Source organism: Epilithonimonas sp. JDS (genome assembly GCF_021261315.1).
In the GTDB taxonomy this organism is placed as follows: domain Bacteria; phylum Bacteroidota; class Bacteroidia; order Flavobacteriales; family Weeksellaceae; genus Epilithonimonas.
In genome coordinates this window covers 102,081-127,289 of record NZ_JAJSAX010000001.1, presented here as the reverse complement: position 1 = coordinate 127,289, position 25,209 = coordinate 102,081, and the positions used below count along the sequence as shown (strand labels likewise).

Here is a 25,209-nt window from a genome sequence, read left to right as displayed (position 1 = left end):
TAGTCAAATTTTATTTATTATAATAATTGTAAAAATTTCCTTTTGAATCAAAGATAACTACTGAATTTCCATCGATCCCAAAAGTTGCTTCAGAATTTATATAATCAAATTCTTTGGATAATATTTTTCCGTTAGTTTTTAAAAGATTATACTTATTACCATTTCTAAAAACACCAATTAGATTATTTTGATAGGCAGCGGTTTGACATTCAATCTCTGTTCTTAAAACAAGATTAAGTTGATTGTTTTCATAGATGTAATAATTCCATTTTTTGTTTTCGAGAACCAATATGTAGTTATCTCCTAAAAATTTCATGTTATCAAATTTCATTTTTAGAATTTCTTTGCTGTCTGAAAGATATAACCCATATTTGTTCTTATTTTTAAGGATAATCGGGCTGTTAAAAGTTGTAAAAGGACGATTATGTTGCAAAATTATAGAATCCACTTCCTCAGGAAATAACGAAGTTTGGTCTTCCGATTTAAGTAGTTTATACTTCCCAGACTCAGTTTTTGTTATCCAAAAATCAGGACCAGCGGGTTCAGCACAATATATAAATCCCGATTGTTTTTCTCCATTTCCTAAGTTGTAGATTTCTTGTGTTCCATTATTAAAAATGGCATATTTCTCATAAGAAGATAATCCGACAGTGTTTTTAATTTCCGAATAGTATAAGAATTTCCCAGAACGATTTATCAATCCCCAATTTTTATTATACTTTACAATTGCTGTTTCCCCAACAAATGGATAAGCCATTTCGTATTCATTAGCGAATATTTTGTCATTGGTTTTAGAATCATAAAAATAAAATAACTTTTTCTTCGAGTCTGAATTACTTACAGAAACCGCATCATCAGACATCTTTACCAATTCGTTGAGAAGATTAAAATCTATTTTATCTTGGAATTTCACAATTAAATTTTGTGAATAACAAATGATTGTGAAAAAGATAAATGCTAGGAGAAGAAATTTTTTATTCATCATTTTTGAGATTGTCAACGTCAATAACTTTCTTATTAATAAAAAAATAAACCGGCAACCCAAGCAAAATCAATCCCAATCCTGGCAACGTGTAACCTGGTTTATAGATCAAAAGCAAAATACAAAACGCCGTCCCGATCAAAAGGTAAAGCACAGGTGTAAACGGATAAAGAAAGGTTTTGTAACCTCTTTCCATTTCAGGTTTTTTGATTCTCAGATATATTACGCCAAAAACGGTCAGCATATAAAACAGAACGATCACGAAGGAAACCATATCCAAAAGGTTCCCATATTGTCCGCTCAGGCAAAGTAAACTCGCCCAGATTCCTTGCATCCAAAGGGATTTTTCTGGAACGCCGTTTTTGTTGTTTTCAACGGCTGATTTTAGGAATAATCCATCTTTTGCCATCGTTTGGAAAACCCTTGCGCCCGCGAGAACAATTCCGTTTACGCAACCAAATGTCGAGATCATCACAAGAATAGCGATAATGATTGTTCCTGCATTTCCGAACATTTTCTCCGCTGCAGAAACCGCCACTCTGTCATTCGCTGCAAATGCAATCGAGTCTCTGTCTAGCGCATTGAGGTACACGAAATTCACCAAAAGATAAAGGATCATCACAGCCGAAGTTCCCAAGATCATGGCTTTTACAACGTTCTTTTTAGGATTCTCGATCTCGCCGGAAATGAAAGTGACATTCTCCCAAGCCACCGAACTGAAAACCGAACCAACCATCGCAGCGGCAATTCCACCAAGGATCGTGGCACCGGATATTCTTGTCCATTCTGTATTTTTTAAGTTTTGAAAAGCGTCCCAACCAAAACTCATATTCGAACTCCAATTGGATTTATCGATCAAAATAAAACCTAAAATAATCAATCCAAGAAGCGCGATGATTTTTGAAGAGGTAAAAACATTCTGTAATATTTTCCCAAACTGTACACCTTTCGTATTCACAAAAGTCAGGAAAATAATCACGACAATTGCCAAGATCTGAATCCAGGTAATCTGAAATTCGCCACTTTGAAAGATCGGAGCAGCGTCATTCAGGGAAGGAACGAGATATGCCGTGAACTTCCCAAAAGCCACAGCCACCGCTGCAATTGTCCCAGTTTGGATCACCGTAAACATTCCCCAACCGTAGAGGAATCCCATTGGTTTCCCGAAGATTTTTGTGATATAAGTATATTGTCCGCCCGCTTTTGGGAACATCGCCGAGAGTTCGCCGTAGCTGATTGCCGCTGCAACGGTCATTACAGTTGTGATCAGCCAAACGACGATCAGCCAATAGCCGGAACCGAGATTCCGCATAATATCGGCGCTCACGATAAAAATCCCGCTTCCGATCATCGATCCCATTACGATCATCACTGCGTCCCAAAGTTTGAGTTTCTTTTCCATAGTTTTTTATTCTTCATCAAATATAAAAACATCTTTGGTATTTTGATGACCGTGAGTAAATTAAAAAGTGATTGAGATTATTTGGACAGCTTTTTACCGCCTTCCAAAACTTATAGATTCTTTCAAGTCGGGTTGAGGTGTTGCCAAAAATTGAAGTTTTGCATTTTATTATCACATTTTCCAATCATTTATTTTTGACCCTGCTGAGCAAAGCCTAAATCACGATTGCGAAAAATATTATCTCAGTCTCTGCTTTGGATAAAACTAAAAGGAAATTTTTCTTTAAAATATTCTATAAAATTAAGATTCTATTAAGCATTTGATAATAGTTTGTTAGTTTACAGAGAAAAGCCTAATTTTGCAACTTCAATTTTACACACGATATGGAACTAGAATACATAGAACATCTGAGCCCAATGCTGAAAGGCGATATCAAGAATTATCTGATCGATATCGATGGAACAATTACAGAAGATGTTCCGAATGAAGAGCCGGAAAGAATGGTGACTTGCGAGCCTTTCCCAGATGCTTTGGAAACGATTAACAAATGGTATGACGAAGGTCACCAGATTTGCTTTTTTACTTCCAGAACTGAGGATTTGCGAGAAGTGACAGAAACGTGGTTAAACAAACACGGTTTCAAATACCACAGTGTATTGCTGGGAAAACCAAGAGGCGGAAATTACCACTGGATTGATAACCACCTTGTAAAAGCAACAAGATACAAAGGAAAATTCACGGATATGGTTGAGAAACAAGTGACCATAGAAGTTTTCCGCGACTAATCATAATAGATGATATTGATGAGTGATAAATGATTGTAAATTCAGATTATTTATCACTCTTCTTTTTATCATTCATAATTTATCAACTATCAATTATACAGAATGAAAGTACTTGCAAATGACGGATTGACGCAGTCTGGGATCAATGCGCTATTAGAAAACGGATTCGAGGTGATCACTGCAAAAGTGGCTCAGGAAGATCTAATTACTTATATCAACGAAAATCAGGTGGCTGTTCTGCTTGTAAGAAGCGCGACGAAAGTGACCAAGGAAATGGTGGACAATTGCCCAAGCCTGGAGATCATCGGTAGAGGTGGTGTTGGGATGGACAATATCGAAGTGGCTTACGCAAGAGAGAAAGGAAAACACGTGATCAATACGCCGGCAGCTTCGTCGGAATCTGTGGCGGAATTGGTTTTTGCACACCTTTTCTCAGGTTGCAGATTCTTGCAGGATGCGAACAGACAAATGCCTGTGAAAGGAAACACTGAGTTTGCAAAACTTAAGAAAAAATACGAAGCTGGAATCGAACTCAGAGGTAAAACCATCGGGATCGTCGGCATCGGAAGAATTGGACAAGAAGTAGCTAGAATCGCGCTTGGACTGGGAATGAAAGTGATCGCTTCCGATACAAGAATCGGGAAGGCGAGCGTAAGAGTGGATTTCTACAACAGCCAATACATCAATGTTGAAATTGAAACAGAACCGTTGGAGCAATTGATCCAGCATTCAGATTTCATCACGCTTCACGTCCCTGCTCAGGATGGCCCGATCATCGGCGCGGCCGAGTTGGAAAAAATGAAACCTGGTGCAGCCATCGTGAACTGTGCAAGAGGTGGTGTGATCGACGAAAATGCTTTGATTGCAGCGTTGGATTCCGGGAAGATAGCGTTTGCAGGTCTTGATGTTTTCGAGAACGAGCCTACGCCTTCTGATAAGATTTTGAACCACCCGAAGATCTCTTTGACGCCTCACACAGGAGCTGCGACAGAGGAAGCTCAGGATAGAATTGGAACTGAATTGGCGAATCAGATCGCGAGTATCCTTTTGGTTAAATAATTTAACTTAAACATAAATAAAATGCTCGTTTTTTAACGGGCATTTTTTATTTTCACCATTCAGATTAAAATTTTACTTTTGTTGGGATTTTATGGCAGCTTTTCCGTCTTCCGTTCCCAATCTTTTTTGCAAGACGATTTCAATATAAAAAGAAATCAGTTTAAAGCAAAAAAGGATTTCCACTCAAGTCGGGCTGCAGTTTTTACCTTCGATTCAACTTTAGTCTATGAAAAGAAAAGTTCTATTAATTTATACAGGCGGTACCATCGGAATGGAAAAAGATTACGAAACTGGAAGCCTGGTTCCGTTTGATTTCTCCACCATTTTCAAAAGGATTCCGGAGATGAATCTTCTGGAATGTGAGGTTTCCGTCCATCCGTTCGAGAATCCTGTAGATTCTTCCGATATGGGTCCACAGGAATGGCGGATGATCGCAGATTGGATCTACAAGAACTACGACAATTTTGATGGTTTTCTGATTCTCCACGGAACGGATACGATGTCTTACACCGCTTCAGCCCTTAGTTTTATGTTGAAGAATCTTGGGAAACCAGTGATTCTTACAGGTTCACAACTACCAATTGGAGATTTAAGAACAGATGCGAAAGAAAATCTTCTGACAAGTCTCTATTATGCCAGTCTTTACGAAAATGATGAAGCAGTCATCAAAGAAGTCGCGGTTTATTTTGAATACAAACTTTTACGAGGAAACCGAAGTCTGAAATATTCAGCGGAATTTTTCGACGCATATCAAAGTCCAAATTACCCAATCCTTGGTCAATCTGGCGTTCATTTGAATGTGGATAAGAATGTACTGTGGAATCCAAAAGGTAAATTCGAACTCGATAATTATCTGAATGAAAATGTTCTATTCTGCAGGCTTTTCCCTGGAATGAACTTCGAATCTTTGTTGGAAATTAAAACTGCTGAAGCAATCATTTTGCAGGTTTTTGGTTCTGGAACGATCTTTAACAATGAGAAAACTCAGACTGTTTTGCGGGAACTAAGGAATAGAGGCATTGAGATTGTCGTGATTAGCCAATGCATTTCTGGCGGAATCAGCTTTGGAAAATATATCAATAGCAATATTTTTACTAAGATACGTGCCATCAGTGGCAAAGATATGACTGCTGAATCTGCCATTACTAAATGTATGCATCTCCTGAAGAATCCGAAATTTGACAAGAATTTCTCAGAATTATTCAGTGAAAATATTTGTGGAGAAATGACAGATGACTTTTAATGGCTAAAATCTAGAAATAATTCAAAAAAATATCTGTTCTGGCTGTTTTATTTTTTGAGAATTCAGATATTTCATTATCTTTGCAACCTCAAATAGAGAGGTGTCCGAGTGGTTGAAGGAGCTAGCCTGGAAAGCTAGTGTGCGGGTAACTGTACCGAGGGTTCGAATCCCTTCCTCTCTGCATTTATTAAAAGCTTTGCTGTGTTATTCAGTAGAGCTTTTTTTCTATGATTTCCGGAGAAACTTTGTTAAGAGACAGAGTAATGGAGAACGAAGGATATTTCTGGAAAGAAATTAATGCCAAAGGTTTCGGAAAAGCCAGAATCAGAGTTCAGTTATCTGCAGCACACTCCAGAGAAAATCTTGATAAAGTGATTGCAGGCTTCGAGAAAGTAGGGAAGGAGCTAGGTGTAATTTAAAAAAGCCAGCTATAAAGTGGCGAAATCAATAGCATAGGGCAAAGCCCTATGTTTTTTAATTATTTTAAACAAACAAAAAGACCAGCAAAAAATGCTGGTCTCTTATATTTCAAGAAGAAAATCTCGGGATTATTTTTTACCTCCGTAAGACTTGTCTTTGATTCTTGCTTTTTTACCTCTAAGGTCTCTGAAGTAGTAGATTCTAGCTCTTCTAACTCTACCTTGTCTATTAACTTCAATTTTTTGAAGTGCAGGCATATTGATAGGGAAAACTCTTTCTACACCCACATCACCAGACATTTTTCTGATAGTGAAAGTCTTAGTAAGACCAGTTCCTCTCAATTGGATTACAGTACCTTTGAAGAACTGAGTTCTTGTTTTAGCACCCTCTTTAATCTCGTAATACACAGTGATGGTGTCACCGGCTTTGAATTCTGGGAATTCTTTTTTCGTAATGTACTTATCTTGTACGTATTTTACTAAATCCATTTTTTGTAATAAAAAATTTGTTTTGTCAAGCCAAGCAACATTCACGTCCTTCGTCAGAGGTTGATTAACAGGTTGCAAAAATAAAAATAATTTTTAAAACCACAAAGATTAATTTGAATTAAATCATAACTTTTTCCAAGCCGAAAATCTTTCACTCAGAAATGCTATCACATTGACGTTAAAGCAAATAGCCAAAAGCCAGAAGCAAACCGCCAATTGCTACTTGATTTCCAACAGTTCCACATCAAAAACCAAAGTACTGTTTGGTCCGATTTCTTTGCTCACTTCCTGCTCACCATAAGCCAAATGTGGCGGAATCGTAAATCTGAATTTACTACCAACCGACATCAATTGCAAACCTTCTGTCCAACCTTTGATGACTCTGTTCAATGGAAAAGAAGCTGGTTTGCCGCGCTTTACAGAGCTGTCAAAAACTTTGCTCGTAATCGTAGTTCCGTGATAATGGCATTTCACCGTACTTTTCGCGGTCGGTTTTGGGCCTTCCGTTTCCACCAGGATTTCATATTGCAAACCACTTGGCAAAATCGTCACGCTTTCTCTTTTCCCGTTTTCAACCATATAATCCTGGCCACTTCTCAGGTTTTTTTCAGCCAGTTCTTTTTTTCTTTTGAATAACAAATCCGCTACGCCCATATCAAAATTTTTTTCAAAGGTATTTAATATCCGCTAATTCATCAAAAATTACGACTTATTTCCCTTAACTTTGATAGATTAAATTAAGATAAGACAATTGATTAGGAGCTTAATCCCGCTGTCCACTATATCTTTTTTATTTTTTCACACGTTTTGTTTTCCAAATCAAGCGAAGCACAAAAAAAATAAAAAAGGATGCCGTTCCCATCGGGGCTAGGGATTTCGTCAAAGATTCACGTTTTGTCATCAAAATTAAGATTTGTCAAAAAATTGAAAGTTTATAAGTTTAGAATATAAATTAACATCCAGTTTGTCATTCCGTAGGAATCTCAACACTCCAAGTATAAATAGCTTCAGATTCATCCAGAATGACAAAATTGTATTTTAAAAATCTGCAGAATCCGCCCAATCTGCGAGAAGTAAATTGCATTATTTCTTAGCTGAGCGTAAGCGCCTTTGTGAACCTTAAAAATATTTTCAATAATATCAAAAAAATCTTTGCGGACTTTGCGTTAAAATTATTAGATAATAAATTATGAACAAAGAAATCGAAAACAAACTCATCCACAAAAACACCAAACCAACAAGTATGAGAATCTTGGTCTACGATTTTCTAAGCTCACAACAAGTCGCAACCTCACTATCCGAAATCGAAAGCCACTTCGACAACGCCGACCGAACCACAATCTACCGAACCTTAAAAACCTTCGAAGAAAAAGGAATTGTCCACAGCATTCAGGAAAATACAACCACCAAATATAAATTGTGTCACGACGATTGCGATGAAAAAACGCACAAAGACTGGCATCTCCATTTCTACTGCAAAATCTGCAAACAAACCACTTGCAAAGAAGACATCTCGTTCCCCGAAAGTATGAAAACCACTTTCCGAATCGATGAAATCAAACTTTTCGCCAAAGGAATCTGCGAAAATTGCCTCGAAGCTAATTTTAATTAAGTCAGTTCACAGAAGAAACTATCAATAGAGGCGGGCTTCAGCCCGTCATTAATAACAGAAAATTTGTAATTGGCTTTAGCCGAAAGTAATAGTAAATTTTGGCTAAAGCCAATTTAGACCTTTTATAATCATTGGGCTAAAGCCCAACGCAATTGATATTAATTGTGTGATTCAACATCGATTTTTGTCAGTGTAAGGTTCTCGAAGATTCACAATATTTATTTTGAACCTGAGTTCGATTATAATTTACTCGGTAACATTTGACCATAATAGCGTTATGCAATTATCAATAGCGTCGAGCTTTAGCTCGATGTAGATTTTGCAGAATTAAAGGCTTTAGCCGAAACTTAACATCAGATTTTGGCTAAAGCCAGTTTCGACTCCATTAAATCATTAGGCTAAAGCCTAACGCAAGAGTTGTTTGATTGAACATCGGTTTTTGTCAGTCTGAGGCTCTCGGAGATTCAGAGTATTTATTTTTAAGCCAATTGCCAAAAGCCAATCGCTAACAGCCATTTGCCATCAGCCAACATCACTTTGCAATAGCATTGCATTCCCAATACCGCTACATTTGTTAAAAATTATTCGAAATGGAAGAATGTTGCGGTACAAAACCAAAAAAAGAACACAACCACGAAGCTCACGACCACAGTGACCACGACCATTCGCACAGCAATTCCAAATTGGGATTGATTGTTAGTTTGGTCATATTTTTCGCAGGATTGATATTAGATTTTTGGATTAAGGCAGATTGGTTTACAGAAAATGTTTGGCTAAGATTCAGCTGGTATTTCGTTTCTTACGTATTGGTAGCGTTCTCAGTTTTCAAAGATGCATTTAAGCTCGCCAAAAGTTTTGATTTTTTCAATGAGTTTTCTTTGATGGGAATTGCCACAATCGGCGCTTTTGCAATCGGCGAATTTCCGGAAGGTGTTGCCGTGATGTTGTTTTATACGATTGGCGAAATGTTCCAAGAATCTGCTGTGAACAAAGCCAAAAATAATATTAAAGCCTTGTTGGATGTTCGTCCAAAAGAAGCGACAGTTTTCCGAAACAATAAATGGGAAACGATTGCGCCAAATGAAGTTAAAGTCGGCGAAAAGATTCAAATTAAAGTTGGAGAAAAAGTGCCTTTGGATGGAATTTTAATCTCAGAAAAAGGAAGCCTCGACACATCAGCTTTGACTGGCGAAAGCAAACCTGCATCCATCAAAAAATCAGAAACTGTTCTTGCCGGAATGTTGAATCTTGACCAAGTCATAGAAGTCGAAACCACCAAATTATTTGAGAATAGTTCTATCGTCAGAATCTTGGAAATGGTTCAGGAAGCAAGTTCCAGAAAAGCAAAAACCGAATTGTTCATCAGGAAATTTGCAAAAGTTTACACACCGATTGTTTTCGTTTTGGCTTTGTTGATTACTTTCATTCCTTACTTTTTTGTCGATGATTATATTTTCAGAGATTGGCTTTACCGAGGTTTGGTTTTCCTTGTGATTTCCTGTCCTTGCGCTTTGGTAATTTCAATTCCATTAGGATATTTTGGAGGAATCGGAGCGGCTTCCCGAAATGGAATTTTGTTCAAAGGTTCCAATTTCCTTGATTTGATTGCAAACGTGACAACCGTTGTGATGGACAAAACCGGAACCTTGACGAAAGGTGTTTTCAAAGTTCAAAAAGTCGTAACCAATGATATTTCTGAATCCGAATTTCTATCAATTTTATCTTCGGTCGAAAGTCATTCTACACATCCAATTGCAAAAGCGATTTCGCAATTTCATCCATCAAACCAAAATCCTGAATCTGTAGAGGAGATTTCTGGAAAAGGCATCAAAGCTGTCATTAATCAAGAACAAATTTTTGCCGGAAACACGCAATTACTGAAAAGCTTCAATATTATTTATCCTTCAGAATTAGACCAAATAGTAGAAACAACCGTCGTTATGGCAATCGATAATCAATATAAAGGTTACGTTGTGATTTCGGATGAAGTGAAAGAAGATTCAGAATTGGAAATCAAAAATCTGAAAAATGCTGGCGTAAAAACGATGATGCTTAGTGGCGACAAAGATGCATTGACTCAAAATATCGCCGAAAAATTGGGAATCGATTCTGCGTTTGGAGGTTTACTTCCGGAAGGAAAAGTGGAGAAATTACAAAACCTCAAAAATAATCCGAGGGAAATCGTTGCATTTGTTGGCGATGGAATCAATGATGCGCCAGTTTTAGCCTTGAGTGATGTCGGAATTGCAATGGGCGGATTGGGTTCCGATGTCGCGATTGAAACCGCCGACGTCATCATCCAAACCGACCAACCTTCGAAGATTTCTACTGCAATTAAAATCGGAAAAGCGACAAAGAAAATTGTCTATCAAAATATTGCATTGGCTTTCGGTGTCAAAATTATTGTGTTGATTCTAGGCGCTGGCGGATTTGCGAATATGTGGGAAGCGGTTTTCGCCGATGTTGGCGTTGCGTTGCTTGCAATCCTAAATGCAGTCCGAATTCAGAATATGAAATTTTAAGATTAAACCACAAAAGTCACAAAAGAGAAAATGATAAAAATTTCTTTTTAAGAAGAGCAAAAAGAAATTTGAAGAGATTATTATGTTGTTTTCAAATATAAGGCACTTAACTTTTGTGCCTTTTGTGGTGAAAAGATAGCAGTCCTTTTTTAATAAAAATCTGTTGTGGATTTTAAAGTTATCCAAATTCCTTTTCCGATAGAAAAATAATATTATCTTTATCAAAATCAAAATTATGAAGAGACTCGTATTTTTTTCTGCACTTTTATTGTCTCAATTCGGGACAGCTCAGGGGTTTTTAAAGACTCAAGGTCAGAAAATTGTGGATTCAAAAGGTGAGAATGTTTATCTGAAAGGCCTCGGATTGGGCGGCTGGATGCTTCAGGAAGGTTATATGCTGAAGACCGATGACTTCGCCGGACCTCAATTCAAAATCAAAGAAAAGATTGCAGAAGTCGCAGGTGAAGATGGCAAAAATGAATTTTATAAAGCCTATCTCAAAAATGGAATTACCAAAAAAGACATCGATTCCTTGGCAAAATGGGGATTCAATTCCATCCGACTTCCAATGCATTACGACCTTTATACGTTGCCAATCGAGAAAGAAAAAGTAAAAGGCGAAAATACTTGGCTGGAAGAAGGTTTTGTGATGACAGATAACTTGCTGAAATGGTGTGAGGATAACAAAATCTATTTGATACTAGACCTGCACGCTGCACCTGGCGGACAAGGTAATGACGCGAATATCTCTGATAACGACAAATCAAAACCGAATCTTTGGGAAAGTGAGGAGAATCAGAAAAAGACCATCGCACTCTGGAAAAAACTGGCAGAGCGCTACAAAGACAAAGAATGGATTGCGGGTTACGACCTTATCAACGAACCAAATTACCCATTCACTGGAAAGAATCCAAACGGAACCGACGAGATGTCCAACGCACCGCTTTGGAAACTTCAAAAAGATATTTCGGACGCCATCAGACAAGTGGACAAAAACCACATTATCATCCTCGAAGGAAATGGCTGGGGAAATAATTACAATGGTTTGCCGAAACTTTGGGACGACAACTTGGTCTTGAGTTTTCACAAATATTGGACGACCAACGCACCAGAATCTATTCAGAACATTGTTGATATGCGTCAGAAGCTGGATGTTCCGGCTTGGTTGGGAGAAACTGGAGAAAATTCCAACGTTTGGTTTACGGAACTCAATCAGTTATTATTGAAAAATAATATCGGTTATGCTTATTGGCCGATGAAGAAGATTGATAATATTGCTGGCGTGACGAATGTAAAAATCACTCCAGATTATCAAAAATTATTGAACTATTGGAAAAATGGCGGACAAAAACCAACTAAGGAATTTGCTAGAAAAACCTTAATGAAAATCGCTGACAACTACAAAATGGAAAATGTGGAAGTCAAAAAAGATGTCATCGATGCAATGTTCCGACAAGTGAATGATGAAAGTACAAAACCTTACAAAAAACACGTTGCGCCGGGAAGAATCTTTGCAACAGACTATGATTTGGGAAGATTTGGAAGTGCTTATTCAGACAATGATTTCCAAAATGTTTGGGTGTCAACCGGCAATCGTACGGAATGGAACTCAGGAAACAAAATGAGGAACGACGGCGTTGATATTTACCTTTGCAAAGATAAAATCACCAACAAATATTTCGTCGGGAAAACCGAAAAAGGCGAGTGGCTGCAATATACTGTGAAAAGTTCTGCGGCAAGAAAATACAAAGCTAGCATTCGATACAATAATGAATCCAGTCAAGCTTCTGAATTGGTCATCAAAACTGAAGATGGTGACGACCTTGCAACTATTAAACTACCGCAAACAGGCAAAGGAATCTGGAAAACGGTTTCTGTAAATAACGTGGCTCTAGTAAAAGGCGAAAACAAGTTAAGACTGTACTTCGAAGCAGTAAATGCCAACCTCAATTACTTTGAACTGAATTAAGAAAATTGTCAATAAACTATTCGAAACATCTCATATTATCTGTGAGATGTTTTTTATTTTCCTAAATTTAAATGTTTGGCTGATAAATTGCCTACAGCTTAAGGTTAATACCTAATTTAAAAAATAACTGATACTATGATGAGATCGCTTTACTTGCTTTTTTTCTCAATTTCCTTCTCGATGCTGTATTCGCAAAGCACACTTACCGTCACCAGATCCGATAATCAAAAGCCCATCAGAGGTGCGGCCGTTTCGTGCAACGGCAGGGTTTTGGGCAGGACCAATGACAATGGAATCGTCACTTTTACGACCAAATGTCCAAAGGTGGATGTGGAGATAGACAACTTTATCGGCGATGAAGTCGTGGTGGATAAGGTGATGGAACTGGCGCTGGACCGCGATAACATCAAATCAAATCAAATACAAGGCGTCACGCTTTCCAACGAAAGTGACCCTCGCGCCTTGGCAATTATCGAACAAACTTTTAAAAGATTCAAGGACAATTCTCCGAATGCCTTGGATTCTTATTCCTATAAATCTTATGAAAAAATGTCATTCGATTTGGATGAAGACAGCATCAAGGATTATTCAAGATTTGTGGAGGCAAGGAAAGATTCGCTTTCCAGAGCGACCAACAGATTGCTTCCAAAGAAAGAAAAAGACAAAAAAGATTCTATCGAAGGCGAGCAGATGATGTCCGTTGCCAAAGACAGCAAATTGTTTTTATGGGAACGTGCGATGGAATTTCTTTATTCCAAAAAATACGGTGAGAAAGTCAATATTCTTGATAACAGAATCTCCGGATTGAAAAATCCGGTTTACGAAATGCTTGCTTTAAGGTCCAACAGAGATAAAATCCCAAGAGAGATTCTACCAGAAAATAAAAGCCTTTACAGATATTTCCTGACAGATTCCATTGAAATCGAAGGGAGAATGAACTACGTCATCAGATTCCGACAGGTGGATTATAAAGTTCCCATTAACAGAAGAAAATACAACGGTTACCTCTACATCGACAAAGATTCATACGCCATAAAAAAGATTGATAGCAACAGCAAAGTGAAGTCCGATGGAAATATCACTTCGGTTTGGGTTCCTATTAATGACAAATGGTTTCTGAAGACTGAAAATCTTAAAATAAAAATGGGCGTTTCAGAATTCAATACCGTTCAGAAAAAGGAAAATGAAACGGCTGAAGAGAAAAAGGCGAGACTCGAAAGTGTCAAAAAATTTGGGAACTATGCCTATATGAAGGCGGATTATTTCGACTTCAAAACGCCGGTGGAACTGAAGCCTTCGCAATTCAACGGTTACACGATGAGTGTTGAAAATACAGATGGAACGCTACTAAATCAATACAGAACAGATAGTCTTTCTGCAAGAGAAAAATTGACTTATGTGAAGATTGACAGTCTTGGCAAAAAATATACTTTGGACAGAAAAGTAAAGGTTCTAACTGGATTATTGCGAGCTAAATTTACGGTCGGAATGGTGGACATCAATCCATTACAAACAAGATATAACAGATATGAAGGCTTCCGATTGGGTGCTGGTTTCAAATTGAATGAAAAATTCAACAAATACATTTCGCCTGATGTTTACTTGGCTTATGGTTTCAAAGACCGTGGTTTCAAATATGGTGCAGGTGTGGATTTTAAAACAACTTTGAACAGAAATTCATTCTTCCGAGTAGAATATTTCAATGATGTCGCCGCTTCCGGACGATTCAGTCAGAATCTTTGGAACGCAAAAATGACGATCAACAACAGTGGGATGACGATCCGAAATGATAAGTATTACAAATATGACGGTTTCAGATTTGGCTATCAGGTCGACCTTTCCAATTCTCTGACTCTGGATGTTTCAGGGAAAAAGCAGAACGAGGAAGCAGGCTATCCTCACGAGTTTATGGGAATGTCTCGAAAATTTGAAAATTTCAGTTCTACAGCGACCATCAAGTTTTCTCCAAACAGTAGAAACATTATGACGCCTTATGGCAAATATACCTATGAACAGAACTTCCCAGAGGCTTTTCTGAATTATGAGCAAGGCTACAAAAGCTTAGGCGGTGAGTTCAACTACAGCAGATTTGATGCTTTGATAACGCACCAATTCCGCAGCTCTTGGGGCACAACATTGGCCCGAGTTTATGGCGGCTATTATGTTGGGAAAGCACCAATGTGGCACCTGTTCGAGATGGGCGGTTTGGATGCCAACAGCGGAACGGGAATCCTATCAAACTTCTCTTTGACCAGTTATTTAGGATTTGCGACGATGACGTCAGGGAAATATTTCAATGATAAATTTGCAGGCTACTATGTTTCGCACCGTATTCCTTGGTATTTCAAAAGTTTTGGAAAGAACACGAGTAGTTTCGACATCATTGCCAGAGGTATTGTTGGTGATTTGAAGAATCCTGAGTATCATACGGTAGAGAACTTCTCCCCGCTGAATCATCTATATCAGGAAATCGGTTTTGAATATAATAACTTCCTCAGTTCAAGGTTCAATCTGGCATTTTTCTACAGGGTGGGACATTACAATACCACCAAATTCAATGATAACTTTGGTGTTCAGTTGAAGTTCAAGTTGCTTGAGTTTTAATAATTAATTTTTATTAATTTTAAAGTTCAAAAGAATACTGAATAATGAACGACCTTTTCAAACAACAGGTTTATGAGATTACGAAACTCATCCCGAAAGGACGGGTTTCCACCTATGGTGCGGTTGCGAAAGCAGTGGGTTATCCCAATCATTCCCGCCACGTTGGTAACGCAATGGGCGGATGTCCGAAAGATGTTCCTGCTCACAGAGTCATCAGCAGCACAGGGAAATTGTCGGTTCCATCATTCAGGGAGCGGTTGGAAAAAGAAAATGTAATCGTTCAGGAAAATTGGAAAATCAAGGATTTCAAAACGCTTTTTTGGGATCCTCTCAAAGAATTATAACATCAATATATTCCCTTAATTAAACAATTAGGGGATTTTTAATGACCATTCATAATCTAAATCAGGTAAAGATCGTTCCAAAAAGTATCTATTCTGCAGCTTTGATGGCTTGGAGTTTCTCAGAGATAAATACAAAAATCTGTTTGCTTTTCATAAAAATATATATGTTTTTGATTTTAAAACTTTAATGCTTTGTTTAAAGTTAAAATATTTCTATAAAAATATTTTGTGGTATAATTATTTTTTATATTTTTATCCCGTTCAATAAGATTAATTATTAACATAAAAACACAAAGACGATGTCAAATAAATTTACAAAGCGGTTTTCCGTCCTGGAAAATTATTAAAACGCTCTCAGGTTGGCGGCTTTAAAAAAATAAATCTAAGTTTTATCATCTTTAATAAAATTTCCTGCAGACCAATCATTTTGATTAGTTAGCTTTCTCTCATCATAATACGTGTTTTTTTGAAAGGTTTGTAGGATTTTCATCATCATATTCTCGCAGATTGAGCAGTTTTATATTGGTTTTCTGCCTCATTTGTGTTTGAACTGTAAGGTCTGTGAGAATTTTTTTAATGGATTAATTTCATTAGCAAAGAAGCCATCTCATTTGAGGTGGCTTCTTTAATTTTCTTTATTTATAGGCTTCCAGCGTTTTGTTAATTGCATCTACCTGTTGATTAATGGTCGGGCTGTTTGGATTGGCTTTCAGTACTTCCATTTTTTTGGCGAGTCCGTCTTTCAGCATTTGCACGATCATCATTTTCACTTGCGGATTGTCCGGTATCTGAGATTTGGCCTGAACCAAAACTTTCGTCACTTTCTCTGTGGCTTTTAAGTTGTCGGAACTCATAATCCAATTATAGCCTTCCTCCGCAGATTTTCCCAATTCCGGGTTTTGGAATTTGATAAAAGGATAAAAAGCAACAGTTGTTCCTATGGCCGGCATCTGTTTCTCAATCTTATTCTTTACAATGACCGGAAGAAGTTTTGAAATAAGATCTTCTGAAGCATTATCCAAATCAATTTTATCCGCCAGAGCAGCTACTTTCGAAGGATCGGTTTCTGCTATTCCTGCCAATGATGCACCTTTCACAGCATTGGAAACCGCATTGATGCCTTTATCATAAAGTGAGGCGTACTTTGCATTTTTAGTCTTCCCTAAAGCTGAGATCGCAGCTGCCTGCACCAAAGTTTTCGGATCATTGGAAGCCAGTTTTTCTACATCAGCAGTCAGTGCTTTTGCCTGGTCTGCATTGGAAAGATCGATCTGCTCCAAAGCCTGTTCTCTGATTCTGAAGAAAGGATCTTTAAGTGCTGCCGCCAGTAATTTGATGACTGCAGGATTCTTAGCATCCGCTTCTTTCACTGCATCTAATGCTCTATATCTGCTTAAAAATTCTTTTGAATTGGTAAATTGTAATAGACTTTGCTCTGGTGTTTTGGTCTCTGTGATGTCAGAAAGCAAAATGCCGTCTGCATTGATATTAATCAAATCTGGAGTTTTGGAAGAGTCAAAAGTGAACGTGTTTTTAGCTTTTGCATCTACCCAAACATTTGTTCGTTTTGGCTTTCCATTATCATAAACATCGATTGCCAGAGGGAATTCGAAAGGTTTATCCTGAGATTGATTGATAACAACCGTTACTTGTTTTTTCACAGGCTCGTACGTGGAAGTGTAGCTTAACTTCGGATTGCCGCTTCCAAAATACCATTGGTTGAAGAACCAGTTCAGATCTTTACCGGATACTTTCTCGAATGATAATCTTAACTGATGCGCTTCTCCGTTTTGATATTCGTAGGTTTTAAGATAATCTGTCAGGCCGGCAAAGAATGCATCATCTCCCAGATAATTTCTCAACATATGAAGAATTCCGCCGCCTTTGTTATAAGTAATGGCATCGAAAACATCTTCGCGCGAAGCATAATCAAACCTCACCAAATCCTTATTAAACAAAGCAGGATTGTGAATGTAAGCCGAAAGATCTTCTCTCAAATGATAATCCGCATCGTCTTTTCCGTACTTATGCTCCAGCCATAGATATTCTGAATAGTTCGCAAAAGATTCGTTAACGGTCAGATTGCTCCAACTTTCTGCTGTAACCAAATCGCCAAACCAGTGGTGGAAAAGTTCGTGAGCGATGGTATTTTCCCATTTGTTTTCATCAATCAGATCGCCAGGTTTTTGCTGCGCAGATTCCTGATGAAGTGTTGCAGTCGTATTTTCCATTGCTCCGGAAACGAAATCTCTACCCGTAATCTGCGCATACTTTGCCCAAGGATATTCGTATCCTAGTCTTTTGGAATAGAACTCTATCATCTCAGGCGTGTTTCCGAAAATCTGCTTTGCGTAAGGCTCGTATTCTTTTTCTACATAATAATCGACGTCGATATTTTTCCATTTATCTTTTACAACCGCATAATCTCCAACACCCATAAAGAAAAGGTAAGTTGAATGTCTCTTATCCATTACCCAATGGTCTGTTCTAAGGTTTCCGGATTCTTTTTTGGAATCTTTCAGAAGTCCGTTGGAAAGCGTGACATATTTATCAGGAACCGTCATATAAATTTCCTGAGTCGTTTTCTGATTGGATTTGTCGATGGTTGGAAACCACGCAGAAGAGGATTCGGTTTCACCTTGTGTCCAGATTTGGGTTGGTTTGTCTTTGTCTTTGCCTTGCGCATTGATGAAATAAAGACCTTTGGCATCGTTGATTGCGGCGCTTCCGGCTTGCTTTACTTCATTTGGACGCGCCGTGTATTTGATATAAACCGTGTAATCCTGATTTTTCTGATAAGTTTTATCCAGTGTGATTTTCAGGACATCATTTTTATAATCGAATTTCAAAGGTGACTTCGAACCGTTTTTGTCCAAAGCTACTTCGTGGATCAACATTCCTTTTGCGTCCAAAACCAATTCGTTTGTTGCATAGAAGAATGGGCTTGCGGTCAGCCATTCTTCACCATTCATCTGTTCTTTTTGATAATCGAAATTGACTTTCAGTTTGGTGTGTTTTAGTTCTGTAACTTTGGTGTGGGTTGCTCTGTAAACTGGATTTCTACCAGAAGTTTCCGTTTGAGCAAAAATGGTATTTGAATTAAAAATTGCACCCAGAAAAAGTGCAGCAATGAATATCTTCTTCATTTTATGAAATTATATCGTTGATTTATTTTAAATAGATAAGTGTTGATTTTTAAAGGAATGTTACAAAAAAAAGTGAAGCTGAACTTCACCTGTTTGTTTTTTATTTTAAAATGTCTACTAGCTTTTTTGGATCTTGTTTGCAATGTCAAAAAAGTTTGATCAGAACGGAATCTTCTTTTATTTCGTAAAATATTTTGACTTGCTTTTTTGCAATAATGGCGAATCGAATGTGAGGAAATTTTCCCAAAGCTTGATGAACAATAATTCCTTCATTTATGGTCTGTCTAAATTTTTTAATATCACTTTTTAACAGATCAATTTCTCTTTGAGTCCACCGTATTTTTAGAAATGAAATTATTTCATTCAAAGAAATTCTGGCTGTTGGGGTAACAGTAATTTTCATTTTTTATCGAAAATTTCATTCAATAAATCGTCTGTCAATTCTTGGGCATTTCCATTTTTATATTCATTCTCACTTTGCTCCATTACTTTTGCGAAAACTTCCGAATTTTCTATTTCTTCCCAAGAATAAGTTTTGTCATTATCAGAAATCTCCACAGTTTTAATGCCTTTAATTTGTTTAAGAATTTTCTTCAATAAAGAAACATCGGCATTATCTTCTAATTGTATGGTAAGTTCCATAGTGTTTGGATTTTAATCAAAGTTAATGAATTTGCATTAAAACTATATCGCCACCGGCGCCTTGATTCCCGGATGCGGGTCATAATTTTCCAACGTGAAATCCTCAAAATCAAAATCGAAAATATCTTTGATTTCAGGATTCAGTTTCATTGTTGGTAACGGTCTGGTTTCTCTGGAAAGTTGTCTGTTCACCTGCTCGAAATGATTATTGTAAATATGAACGTCACCAAATGTGTGCACGTAATCGCCAACTTCAAGTCCTGTAACCTGCGCAACCATCATCAATAAAAGCGCATAACTCGCAATGTTGAACGGAACGCCCAGGAAAACATCCGCACTTCTTTGGTATAGTTGAAGCGACAATTTCCCATCTGCAACATAAAACTGAAACAAAGCGTGACAAGGTGCCAAAGCCATATTCGGGATTTCCGCCGCATTCCAGGCTGAAACAATCAACCTTCTGGAATCCGGATTTTTTTTGATTTGCTCAATCACTTCCGAGAACTGGTCGACCACTTTTCCGTCAGCACCGCTCCAACTTCTCCATTGTGCACCATAAACAGGACCTAAATCTCCATTTTCATCTGCCCATTCGTTCCAGATGGAAACGCCGTTGTCCGTAAGATATTTCGTATTTGTATCACCTTTGATGAACCAAAGCAATTCATAAATTATGGATTTCAAATGAACCTTTTTCGTCGTCACCAAAGGAAAACCTTTTGACAAATCATAACGCAATTGGTAGCCGAAAACGCTGCGGGTTCCAGTTCCTGTTCTGTCGGTTTTATCTGTTCCGTTATCTATAATATGCTGAAGTAAATCTAGGTAATTTTGCATTTTTGAATAATAAAATAATTTTCCAAATTTATAAAAAACCGTGCAATAATCTTACACGGTTTTGTTCTAAATAAAGGTTATTTAAATAATCTATTTCAACTGAAAATCTTTATCTCCACATTGCCACAGCAAGAAGGAATATTCTTTCGATGCCTGTAAAAATTGTTCTTCAACCGTGCTTCCTCCAAAATGTCCTGCTTTGTAGTCTACATATAGAAAAACGGGATTTGTTGACGCGTTGTCTGCCTGCATTTTCGCAGCAAACTTTGCAGGAATGTAACTTTCCACACGGGAATCATTAAAGCCGGTTGTAATTAACTGTGCCGGATATTTTGTTCCTTTTTTAATATGCTGATAAGCGTCCATTTCCAATAATGCTTCGAAGTCGGACTCATCTTTTACAGTCCCAAATTCAGGAATATTTACTGGACCATTTGGTGAGAATTCCATTCTCAAGGCATTGAGACAACCCACTTTTGGGATTGCAACTTTGTACAGATCCGGACGTTCTGTAATTGCCCTGCCAATCAAAATTCCGCCGGCACTTGCTCCCGAGATTCCGAATTTATCTGAAGAAGTATATTTATTTTTAATCAAATATTCCGCGCAGGAATTGAAGTCTTTCCAAGTGTTTGGTTTGGTAGTTTTCTTTCCTGCAAGATACCAGTCCTGACCTTTTTCTCCACCACCGCGGATGTGCGCAAAAGCCAGAACGACACCACGATTGAGCAACGGTAAATACCTTGCCGAGAAATATGGAGAAGATGACATTCCGTACGCGCCATAACCTTGCATAAAAGTAATGTTGCTGCCGTCCTTTCTCAGTTTTGATTTATCGTAAAGAATACTCAATGGAACCATCGTTCCGTCGTGTGAAGGAGCTTCAATCTCCTCATAGACGATATTTTCAAGGTTGGGAAAATTGATGGCCATATTGAACGGACCTTTGGAAAATTCTTTTTTATCAATATCGTAAGTGTAGAAATTAATTGGCTTGTTCCAAGCTAGATTTGTAAGTAGCAATTCGTTTGAGTTTTTGGAAAGTGCGGCAGCTTCTAAATTCCCTTTCAAAGGCGTTGATATTTTTGTCGTTTCGCCGGTTTTTAAGTTATAATAAAAAGGTTCGGCAATAAGTTCATTTTTGGTTTTGAAGAAAACAAGATAATCCTTTGACTGAGTAACTGAAGATATTTTCCAGTCTTTATCTCCGGAAACGATTTCTTTTGCATTGGCAAAATCTGGTTTTGAAAGCGAGGTTTTTATCAATCGGAACTTTGAATTTCCCTTTGTTGTCAACAGATAAACATCATTACCCTGAACAAAGAAGTTCCATATCTCGTCTGTTTTTTTGCAGAAAGGTTTCCATTGGATATGGTCTTTTTTAAGATCAGAAGCCGGTGCATAATAGAGTTCTTTATAATTCTCAACCGTTGATTTTCCTAAAAAAATATAAGGTGAATTTTTGAAAATGTAAAAATCGGGAAATTCTGAAGGCAGAATCTTCAGTTCCGGATATTTTTTTGAACTTGCCAAGAGAATGTCTTTAGAATTATCATTACCGATGACATGTAATTTTGTTTCCGAATTCTGCCAAACTTCAGGATCGTGGGTGTCATAACTTTTGGCCTCACCGTAGATTATTTCCGTATTACTTCCATCTGCAAAATTACCGACGCTGTGTTTTATAACATCCGAAAGAAATTTTCCGGTTGCAACATCCATAATTTTCACATCACCAAGTTCAGAACCTACTTCACTCAGGTTAAACGCAATCTTACTCCCATCATCACTGATGCTAACAGAAAAATCCATTACTTTTCCGGCAATGTAATTTTTCGGATCAAATAACAGTATTTCTTTTCCATCTTTTCCTTGTCGGTAATAAAGCTTATAAACAGATTCTTCCGGCAGTCTTTTTCTGTAGAAGTATTTTCCACCTTCAGCAGTTACAGGCGAATATTTGACGGTAATTATTTTGTCCAGATCTGTAAGTTCCTGAAATATTTTTTTCTGTCCGGGAATTTTAGAAAGCTCAGAATTGGTAAAGTTTTCCTGAGCTTTAAACCAGTCTAGCACTTTTGGATTTTTAATATCCTCAAGCCAGCGGTAAGGATCCTCAACTTTGACTCCAAAATATGTATCGGTAACTAGCTCCGTTTTGGTTGCCGGATATTTGTATTGACCAAAGGAAAATGTGGCTGCAAGCATTAAGCTTAGAAAGAATAAATTTTTCATAGCATTGATTTTAGTTTTTAGTAGTGAAGTGACGACTTTATTCAATTTATTGTTAGTCTAATACAAATATAATAATTTGATAATCAGTATGGTAAAATATTTTATACAGTAGTGTATTTATTTTATGTAAAAGCTAATTTTCCTTTTAATACTGTGTTTCTGTTATTTTTTGTGACATTAAAAAACAAAAAAAACACTCACAAAAGTGAATGTTTTATCTACATAGTTAATATTGTGTTGATTTTATACAGCCGTGTAACCGCCATCCACAAGATAATAGCCGCCAGTCATAAAAGAGGATTTTTCTGAACTTAAGAATAGAACCAATTCCGCAACTTCTTCCGATTTTCCTAACCTTCCCATCGGATGTTTTGCAATCAGTGCTTCTTTCATATCGCCGCTTGCACTTTCCAGCAAAGGCGTTTCGATATAAGCTGGGCCTACCGAATTGCAACGGATATTTTTCTTCCCGTATTCTGCACCAATATTTTTTGTCAATCCAACAACGGCGTGTTTTGCAGCAGTGTAAGCGGACGAAAGTGGAGCCGCAACCGTTCCGTGGATGGATGCGATGTTGACGATAACGCCGCCACCATTTTTCTCCATTTGAGTCAGTTCATATTTGCAACCGTAGAAAACGCCATCTAAATTTACATTCAGAACTTTTTTCCAACTGTCGATGCTGTAATCTCCTGTGGTTGCCTGTTCACCACCAATTCCAGCGTTGTTGCAGGCGATGTCCAATCTGCCGTAAGCGTCAACGGTTGCTTTTATCAAGGCTTCGACTTGTTCCGGATTTGATGTGTCGGCCTTTACGAAAGTCGCTTCTCCGCCAGCTGATTTTATGTCTTCAACGGCTGATTTTCCGTGTTCTTCATTGATGTCAGAAACGACTACTTTTGCACCTTCTTTTGCATATAATTTTGCGATGGCAAGCCCGATTCCGGAACCTGCACCTGTAACCAAAGCTACTTTATTTTCAAGAATTTTCATAATAACTGAATTGTTTAATTATGAATAACAAGCAACAATAAATATGCAAATCACAATCACCAAAAGTTAATAATTTCATAAATGATTCACTATGAAACAATGACTAGGTTTTCAATCGATACAATCTTTATATTCATCGACAAAATCGCTTTGTTTGTCTATTAGATTTGATTTTGAATTCTCTCTGATGCAATTTTGATTCATAAAACAGAAAAGGAAATCATTAATAATTTTTCAATATCAAAAGAATAATTGACGACATAAGAAAGCATTTATAGATTAGGGCAGCCTATCCGCCTTCCACTCCCTCCCGATACATCGGGATCCGTTCAAGTCGGGCTGCGAAAGATTCATTGATGTCTTTTAGCTTAAATTTATACCATTCAAAAACTTTTATAAAAAATGGAATTCACTCAAAATAACTGGTCAAGACGAAAATTTATATTTACAATGGGTGGCGCAGGCGCATTTGTTCTCATCAATCCTTTTTCTTCCTGGACTTTCGAAAACAATTCAGAGGACGAAGTTGCCAAAATAGTGGCCAGAACATTCGGAATTGACACCCACAATCATATTGATGTTCCGTTGAATCAGGAAGAACTTCCCGGTCCAAAACTCGACCTGATGGGAGAAATCAAAAAATCTGGATTGTCCGGTATTGTAATGACTTTTGCGGTAGATTATCAGAAGCTGACCAGAGAAGGCGAGGCTTACGAAAGATTTTTAAACGGCCTTACAGCAATGGACAATGTCTTGGAAAGCAACGCAATCAAAAGAGCTTTGAACCTAGCCGACCTGAAAGCGGCTAAAAAATCAAAGAAACCAATTGTCATTCAATCCGTGGAAGGCGGTCATTTTTTAGAAGGCAAAATTGAACGTTTGGAAGTGGCTTACGAGCGTGGTTTGAGACATTTGGGTTTGCTTCACGACAATGATGCTTCTGTTCCATTGGGTGATGTTTTTACCAATCCTCCAAAATGGGGCGGACTGACGACTTTTGGTGCAGACGTGGTGAAAGAATGTGAACGGCTTGGCATTCTGGTAGACCTTTCCCATTGCGATGACAATACCATCAACGGCGCACTCAAGATAGCTACAAAGCCAGTTCTTGTTTCTCACACCGGACTCAACACGCGTTTGGGGAATAATGAATTGATGTCCAAAATGATGCGGCCAAGATTAATCAGTGAAGCACAAGCGAAAATCGTTGCAGAAAAAGGTGGCGTGATTGGCGTCTGGACACACCTCGCAGAATCGCCGACAGAGTTTGCCACTAACATAAAAGCAATGGTAGACATCGTTGGGATAGACCACGTGGCCATTGGTACAGATACGAAGATGACGCCGGCTTACCATTCACCAAACGACAATTGGGGACAGAATCAGGGAAAACCAAAGTCTGACGGAAATGTCAATAATGATAGTAAACCCAAACAAGAAAACAAAAAACACAGAGAAAAAACCACCAATAACAATTGGGAAAACCAGAAGCTTGGATTCTACTATAGTGTTGTTGAAGCCTTATTGAAAGCCGGTTTCAATGAAAAAGAAATTGGAAAAATAGGAGGCGGAAACTATTGCAGAATTTTTGATGAGGCAACCAAAGGGCGATAATAAAATTGTTCAAGAATATTTAAAAAATCCCAATGATGATGAATTAATGAAGTGAACTTTTTGCAAAACCAAATGCAGCTGCGATGAAGAGCGAAAATGAAAAGACAATGAAGAAGCGGTTTTGTAAAAAGTTTTTATTAAAAATAGCTTGTTAATAATTTCAGATAAATCGTCTGAATCTTTAGAGAAGTTAAATTAAAATGAATGAACGATGCTGGAAAAAATCTTAAATTCACTGCTTGAAAATTTTCACAAATCCACTATTTTCAGGAATTTAAACAAATTCAAATTTTAGAAAAGATGTGGAATTAC

General features: G+C 37.6%; 20 protein-coding genes and 1 tRNA gene. 11 read left to right on the top strand and 10 right to left on the bottom strand.

Features of this window, described 5'->3' with window-relative positions; all coding sequences use genetic code 11:
• Positions 1–10: 10 nt before the first annotated feature.
• The gene (locus LUD75_RS00640; RefSeq protein ID WP_232703803.1) at positions 11–985 is read right to left on the bottom strand and encodes a WG repeat-containing protein; all 975 of its coding nucleotides are present in this window, start codon (positions 983–985) and stop codon (positions 11–13) included.
• Positions 975–2,384 (bottom strand): amino acid permease, encoded by a 1,410-nt coding sequence (locus LUD75_RS00635; RefSeq protein WP_232703802.1) that lies wholly within the window; start codon positions 2,382–2,384, stop codon positions 975–977. The genes LUD75_RS00640 and LUD75_RS00635 overlap by 11 nt, the downstream gene beginning before the upstream one ends.
• 383 nt (positions 2,385–2,767) lie before the next feature.
• On the opposite strand from LUD75_RS00635, the gene LUD75_RS00630 reads away from it, so the two are divergent.
• The 5 genes from LUD75_RS00630 to LUD75_RS00610 all read left to right on the top strand — a co-directional run bounded on the left by LUD75_RS00630 (position 2,768) and on the right by LUD75_RS00610 (position 5,890).
• A complete protein-coding gene (locus tag LUD75_RS00630) occupies positions 2,768–3,169 on the top strand; it encodes a phosphoheptose isomerase (RefSeq protein ID WP_232703801.1) in 402 nt (133 codons plus the stop codon).
• A 102-nt stretch (positions 3,170–3,271) separates the two neighbouring features.
• Positions 3,272–4,228, top strand: a complete 957-nt coding sequence (locus tag LUD75_RS00625) for a D-2-hydroxyacid dehydrogenase (protein WP_232703800.1) — start codon at positions 3,272–3,274, stop codon at positions 4,226–4,228.
• 226 nt (positions 4,229–4,454) lie between these two features.
• Complete coding sequence (locus LUD75_RS00620; protein WP_232703799.1) at positions 4,455–5,471, top strand: asparaginase; 1,017 nt, start codon at positions 4,455–4,457, stop codon at positions 5,469–5,471.
• A gap of 94 nt (positions 5,472–5,565) precedes the next feature.
• Positions 5,566–5,652, top strand: a tRNA-Ser gene (locus tag LUD75_RS00615).
• 46 nt (positions 5,653–5,698) lie between these two features.
• Positions 5,699–5,890, top strand: a complete 192-nt coding sequence (locus LUD75_RS00610; RefSeq protein WP_232703798.1) for a hypothetical protein — start codon at positions 5,699–5,701, stop codon at positions 5,888–5,890.
• Positions 5,891–6,019: 129 nt separating this feature from the next.
• Here LUD75_RS00610 and rplS read toward each other — a convergent pair whose 3' ends face one another.
• Together rplS and LUD75_RS00600 are read right to left on the bottom strand one after the other, a co-directional pair.
• On the bottom strand, positions 6,020–6,379 hold the full coding sequence (rplS, locus tag LUD75_RS00605; protein WP_028123220.1) for a 50S ribosomal protein L19: 360 nt from the start codon (positions 6,377–6,379) through the stop codon (positions 6,020–6,022).
• A 219-nt stretch (positions 6,380–6,598) separates the two neighbouring features.
• Positions 6,599–7,033 carry an FKBP-type peptidyl-prolyl cis-trans isomerase gene (locus tag LUD75_RS00600; protein WP_074719289.1) on the bottom strand — a complete coding sequence of 145 codons (435 nt, stop codon included), beginning with the start codon at positions 7,031–7,033 and terminating at the stop codon, positions 6,599–6,601.
• Between the two features lie 535 nt (positions 7,034–7,568).
• On the opposite strand from LUD75_RS00600, the gene LUD75_RS00595 reads away from it, so the two are divergent.
• From LUD75_RS00595 to LUD75_RS00575, 5 genes are all read left to right on the top strand, one after another.
• Positions 7,569–7,991 carry a transcriptional repressor gene (locus tag LUD75_RS00595; protein ID WP_232703797.1) on the top strand — a complete coding sequence of 141 codons (423 nt, stop codon included), beginning with the start codon at positions 7,569–7,571 and terminating at the stop codon, positions 7,989–7,991.
• Between the two features lie 590 nt (positions 7,992–8,581).
• Positions 8,582–10,513 (top strand): heavy metal translocating P-type ATPase, encoded by a 1,932-nt coding sequence (locus LUD75_RS00590; protein ID WP_232703796.1) that lies wholly within the window; start codon positions 8,582–8,584, stop codon positions 10,511–10,513.
• Between the two features lie 235 nt (positions 10,514–10,748).
• Positions 10,749–12,482, top strand: coding sequence for a cellulase family glycosylhydrolase (locus LUD75_RS00585; RefSeq protein ID WP_232703795.1), 1,734 nt, complete (start codon positions 10,749–10,751; stop codon positions 12,480–12,482).
• Positions 12,483–12,617: 135 nt separating this feature from the next.
• Complete coding sequence (locus LUD75_RS00580; RefSeq protein ID WP_232703794.1) at positions 12,618–15,086, top strand: hypothetical protein; 2,469 nt, start codon at positions 12,618–12,620, stop codon at positions 15,084–15,086.
• Positions 15,087–15,130: 44 nt separating this feature from the next.
• Positions 15,131–15,430, top strand: a complete 300-nt coding sequence (locus tag LUD75_RS00575) for an MGMT family protein (protein ID WP_232703793.1) — start codon at positions 15,131–15,133, stop codon at positions 15,428–15,430.
• Between the two features lie 635 nt (positions 15,431–16,065).
• Here LUD75_RS00575 and LUD75_RS00570 read toward each other — a convergent pair.
• The 6 genes from LUD75_RS00570 to LUD75_RS00545 form a co-directional block, all read right to left on the bottom strand.
• Positions 16,066–18,576 (bottom strand): M1 family aminopeptidase, encoded by a 2,511-nt coding sequence (locus LUD75_RS00570; protein WP_232703792.1) that lies wholly within the window; start codon positions 18,574–18,576, stop codon positions 16,066–16,068.
• A gap of 145 nt (positions 18,577–18,721) precedes the next feature.
• The gene (locus tag LUD75_RS00565; RefSeq protein WP_232703791.1) at positions 18,722–18,979 is read right to left on the bottom strand and encodes a hypothetical protein; all 258 of its coding nucleotides are present in this window, start codon (positions 18,977–18,979) and stop codon (positions 18,722–18,724) included.
• Positions 18,976–19,218: a hypothetical protein gene (locus LUD75_RS00560; protein ID WP_232703790.1), complete on the bottom strand. Its 243-nt coding sequence runs from the start codon at positions 19,216–19,218 to the stop codon at positions 18,976–18,978. Before LUD75_RS00560 ends, LUD75_RS00565 begins: the two co-directional genes overlap by 4 nt.
• A 42-nt stretch (positions 19,219–19,260) precedes the next feature.
• A complete protein-coding gene (locus tag LUD75_RS00555) occupies positions 19,261–20,055 on the bottom strand; it encodes a thymidylate synthase (protein ID WP_232703789.1) in 795 nt (264 codons plus the stop codon).
• A gap of 90 nt (positions 20,056–20,145) precedes the next feature.
• Positions 20,146–22,290 (bottom strand): prolyl oligopeptidase family serine peptidase, encoded by a 2,145-nt coding sequence (locus tag LUD75_RS00550; RefSeq protein WP_232703788.1) that lies wholly within the window; start codon positions 22,288–22,290, stop codon positions 20,146–20,148.
• A gap of 243 nt (positions 22,291–22,533) precedes the next feature.
• Complete coding sequence (locus LUD75_RS00545; protein WP_232703787.1) at positions 22,534–23,283, bottom strand: glucose 1-dehydrogenase; 750 nt, start codon at positions 23,281–23,283, stop codon at positions 22,534–22,536.
• A gap of 402 nt (positions 23,284–23,685) precedes the next feature.
• On the opposite strand from LUD75_RS00545, the gene LUD75_RS00540 reads away from it, so the two are divergent.
• Positions 23,686–24,897 carry a membrane dipeptidase gene (locus LUD75_RS00540; RefSeq protein WP_232703786.1) on the top strand — a complete coding sequence of 404 codons (1,212 nt, stop codon included), beginning with the start codon at positions 23,686–23,688 and terminating at the stop codon, positions 24,895–24,897.
• Positions 24,898–25,209 lie beyond the last annotated feature (312 nt).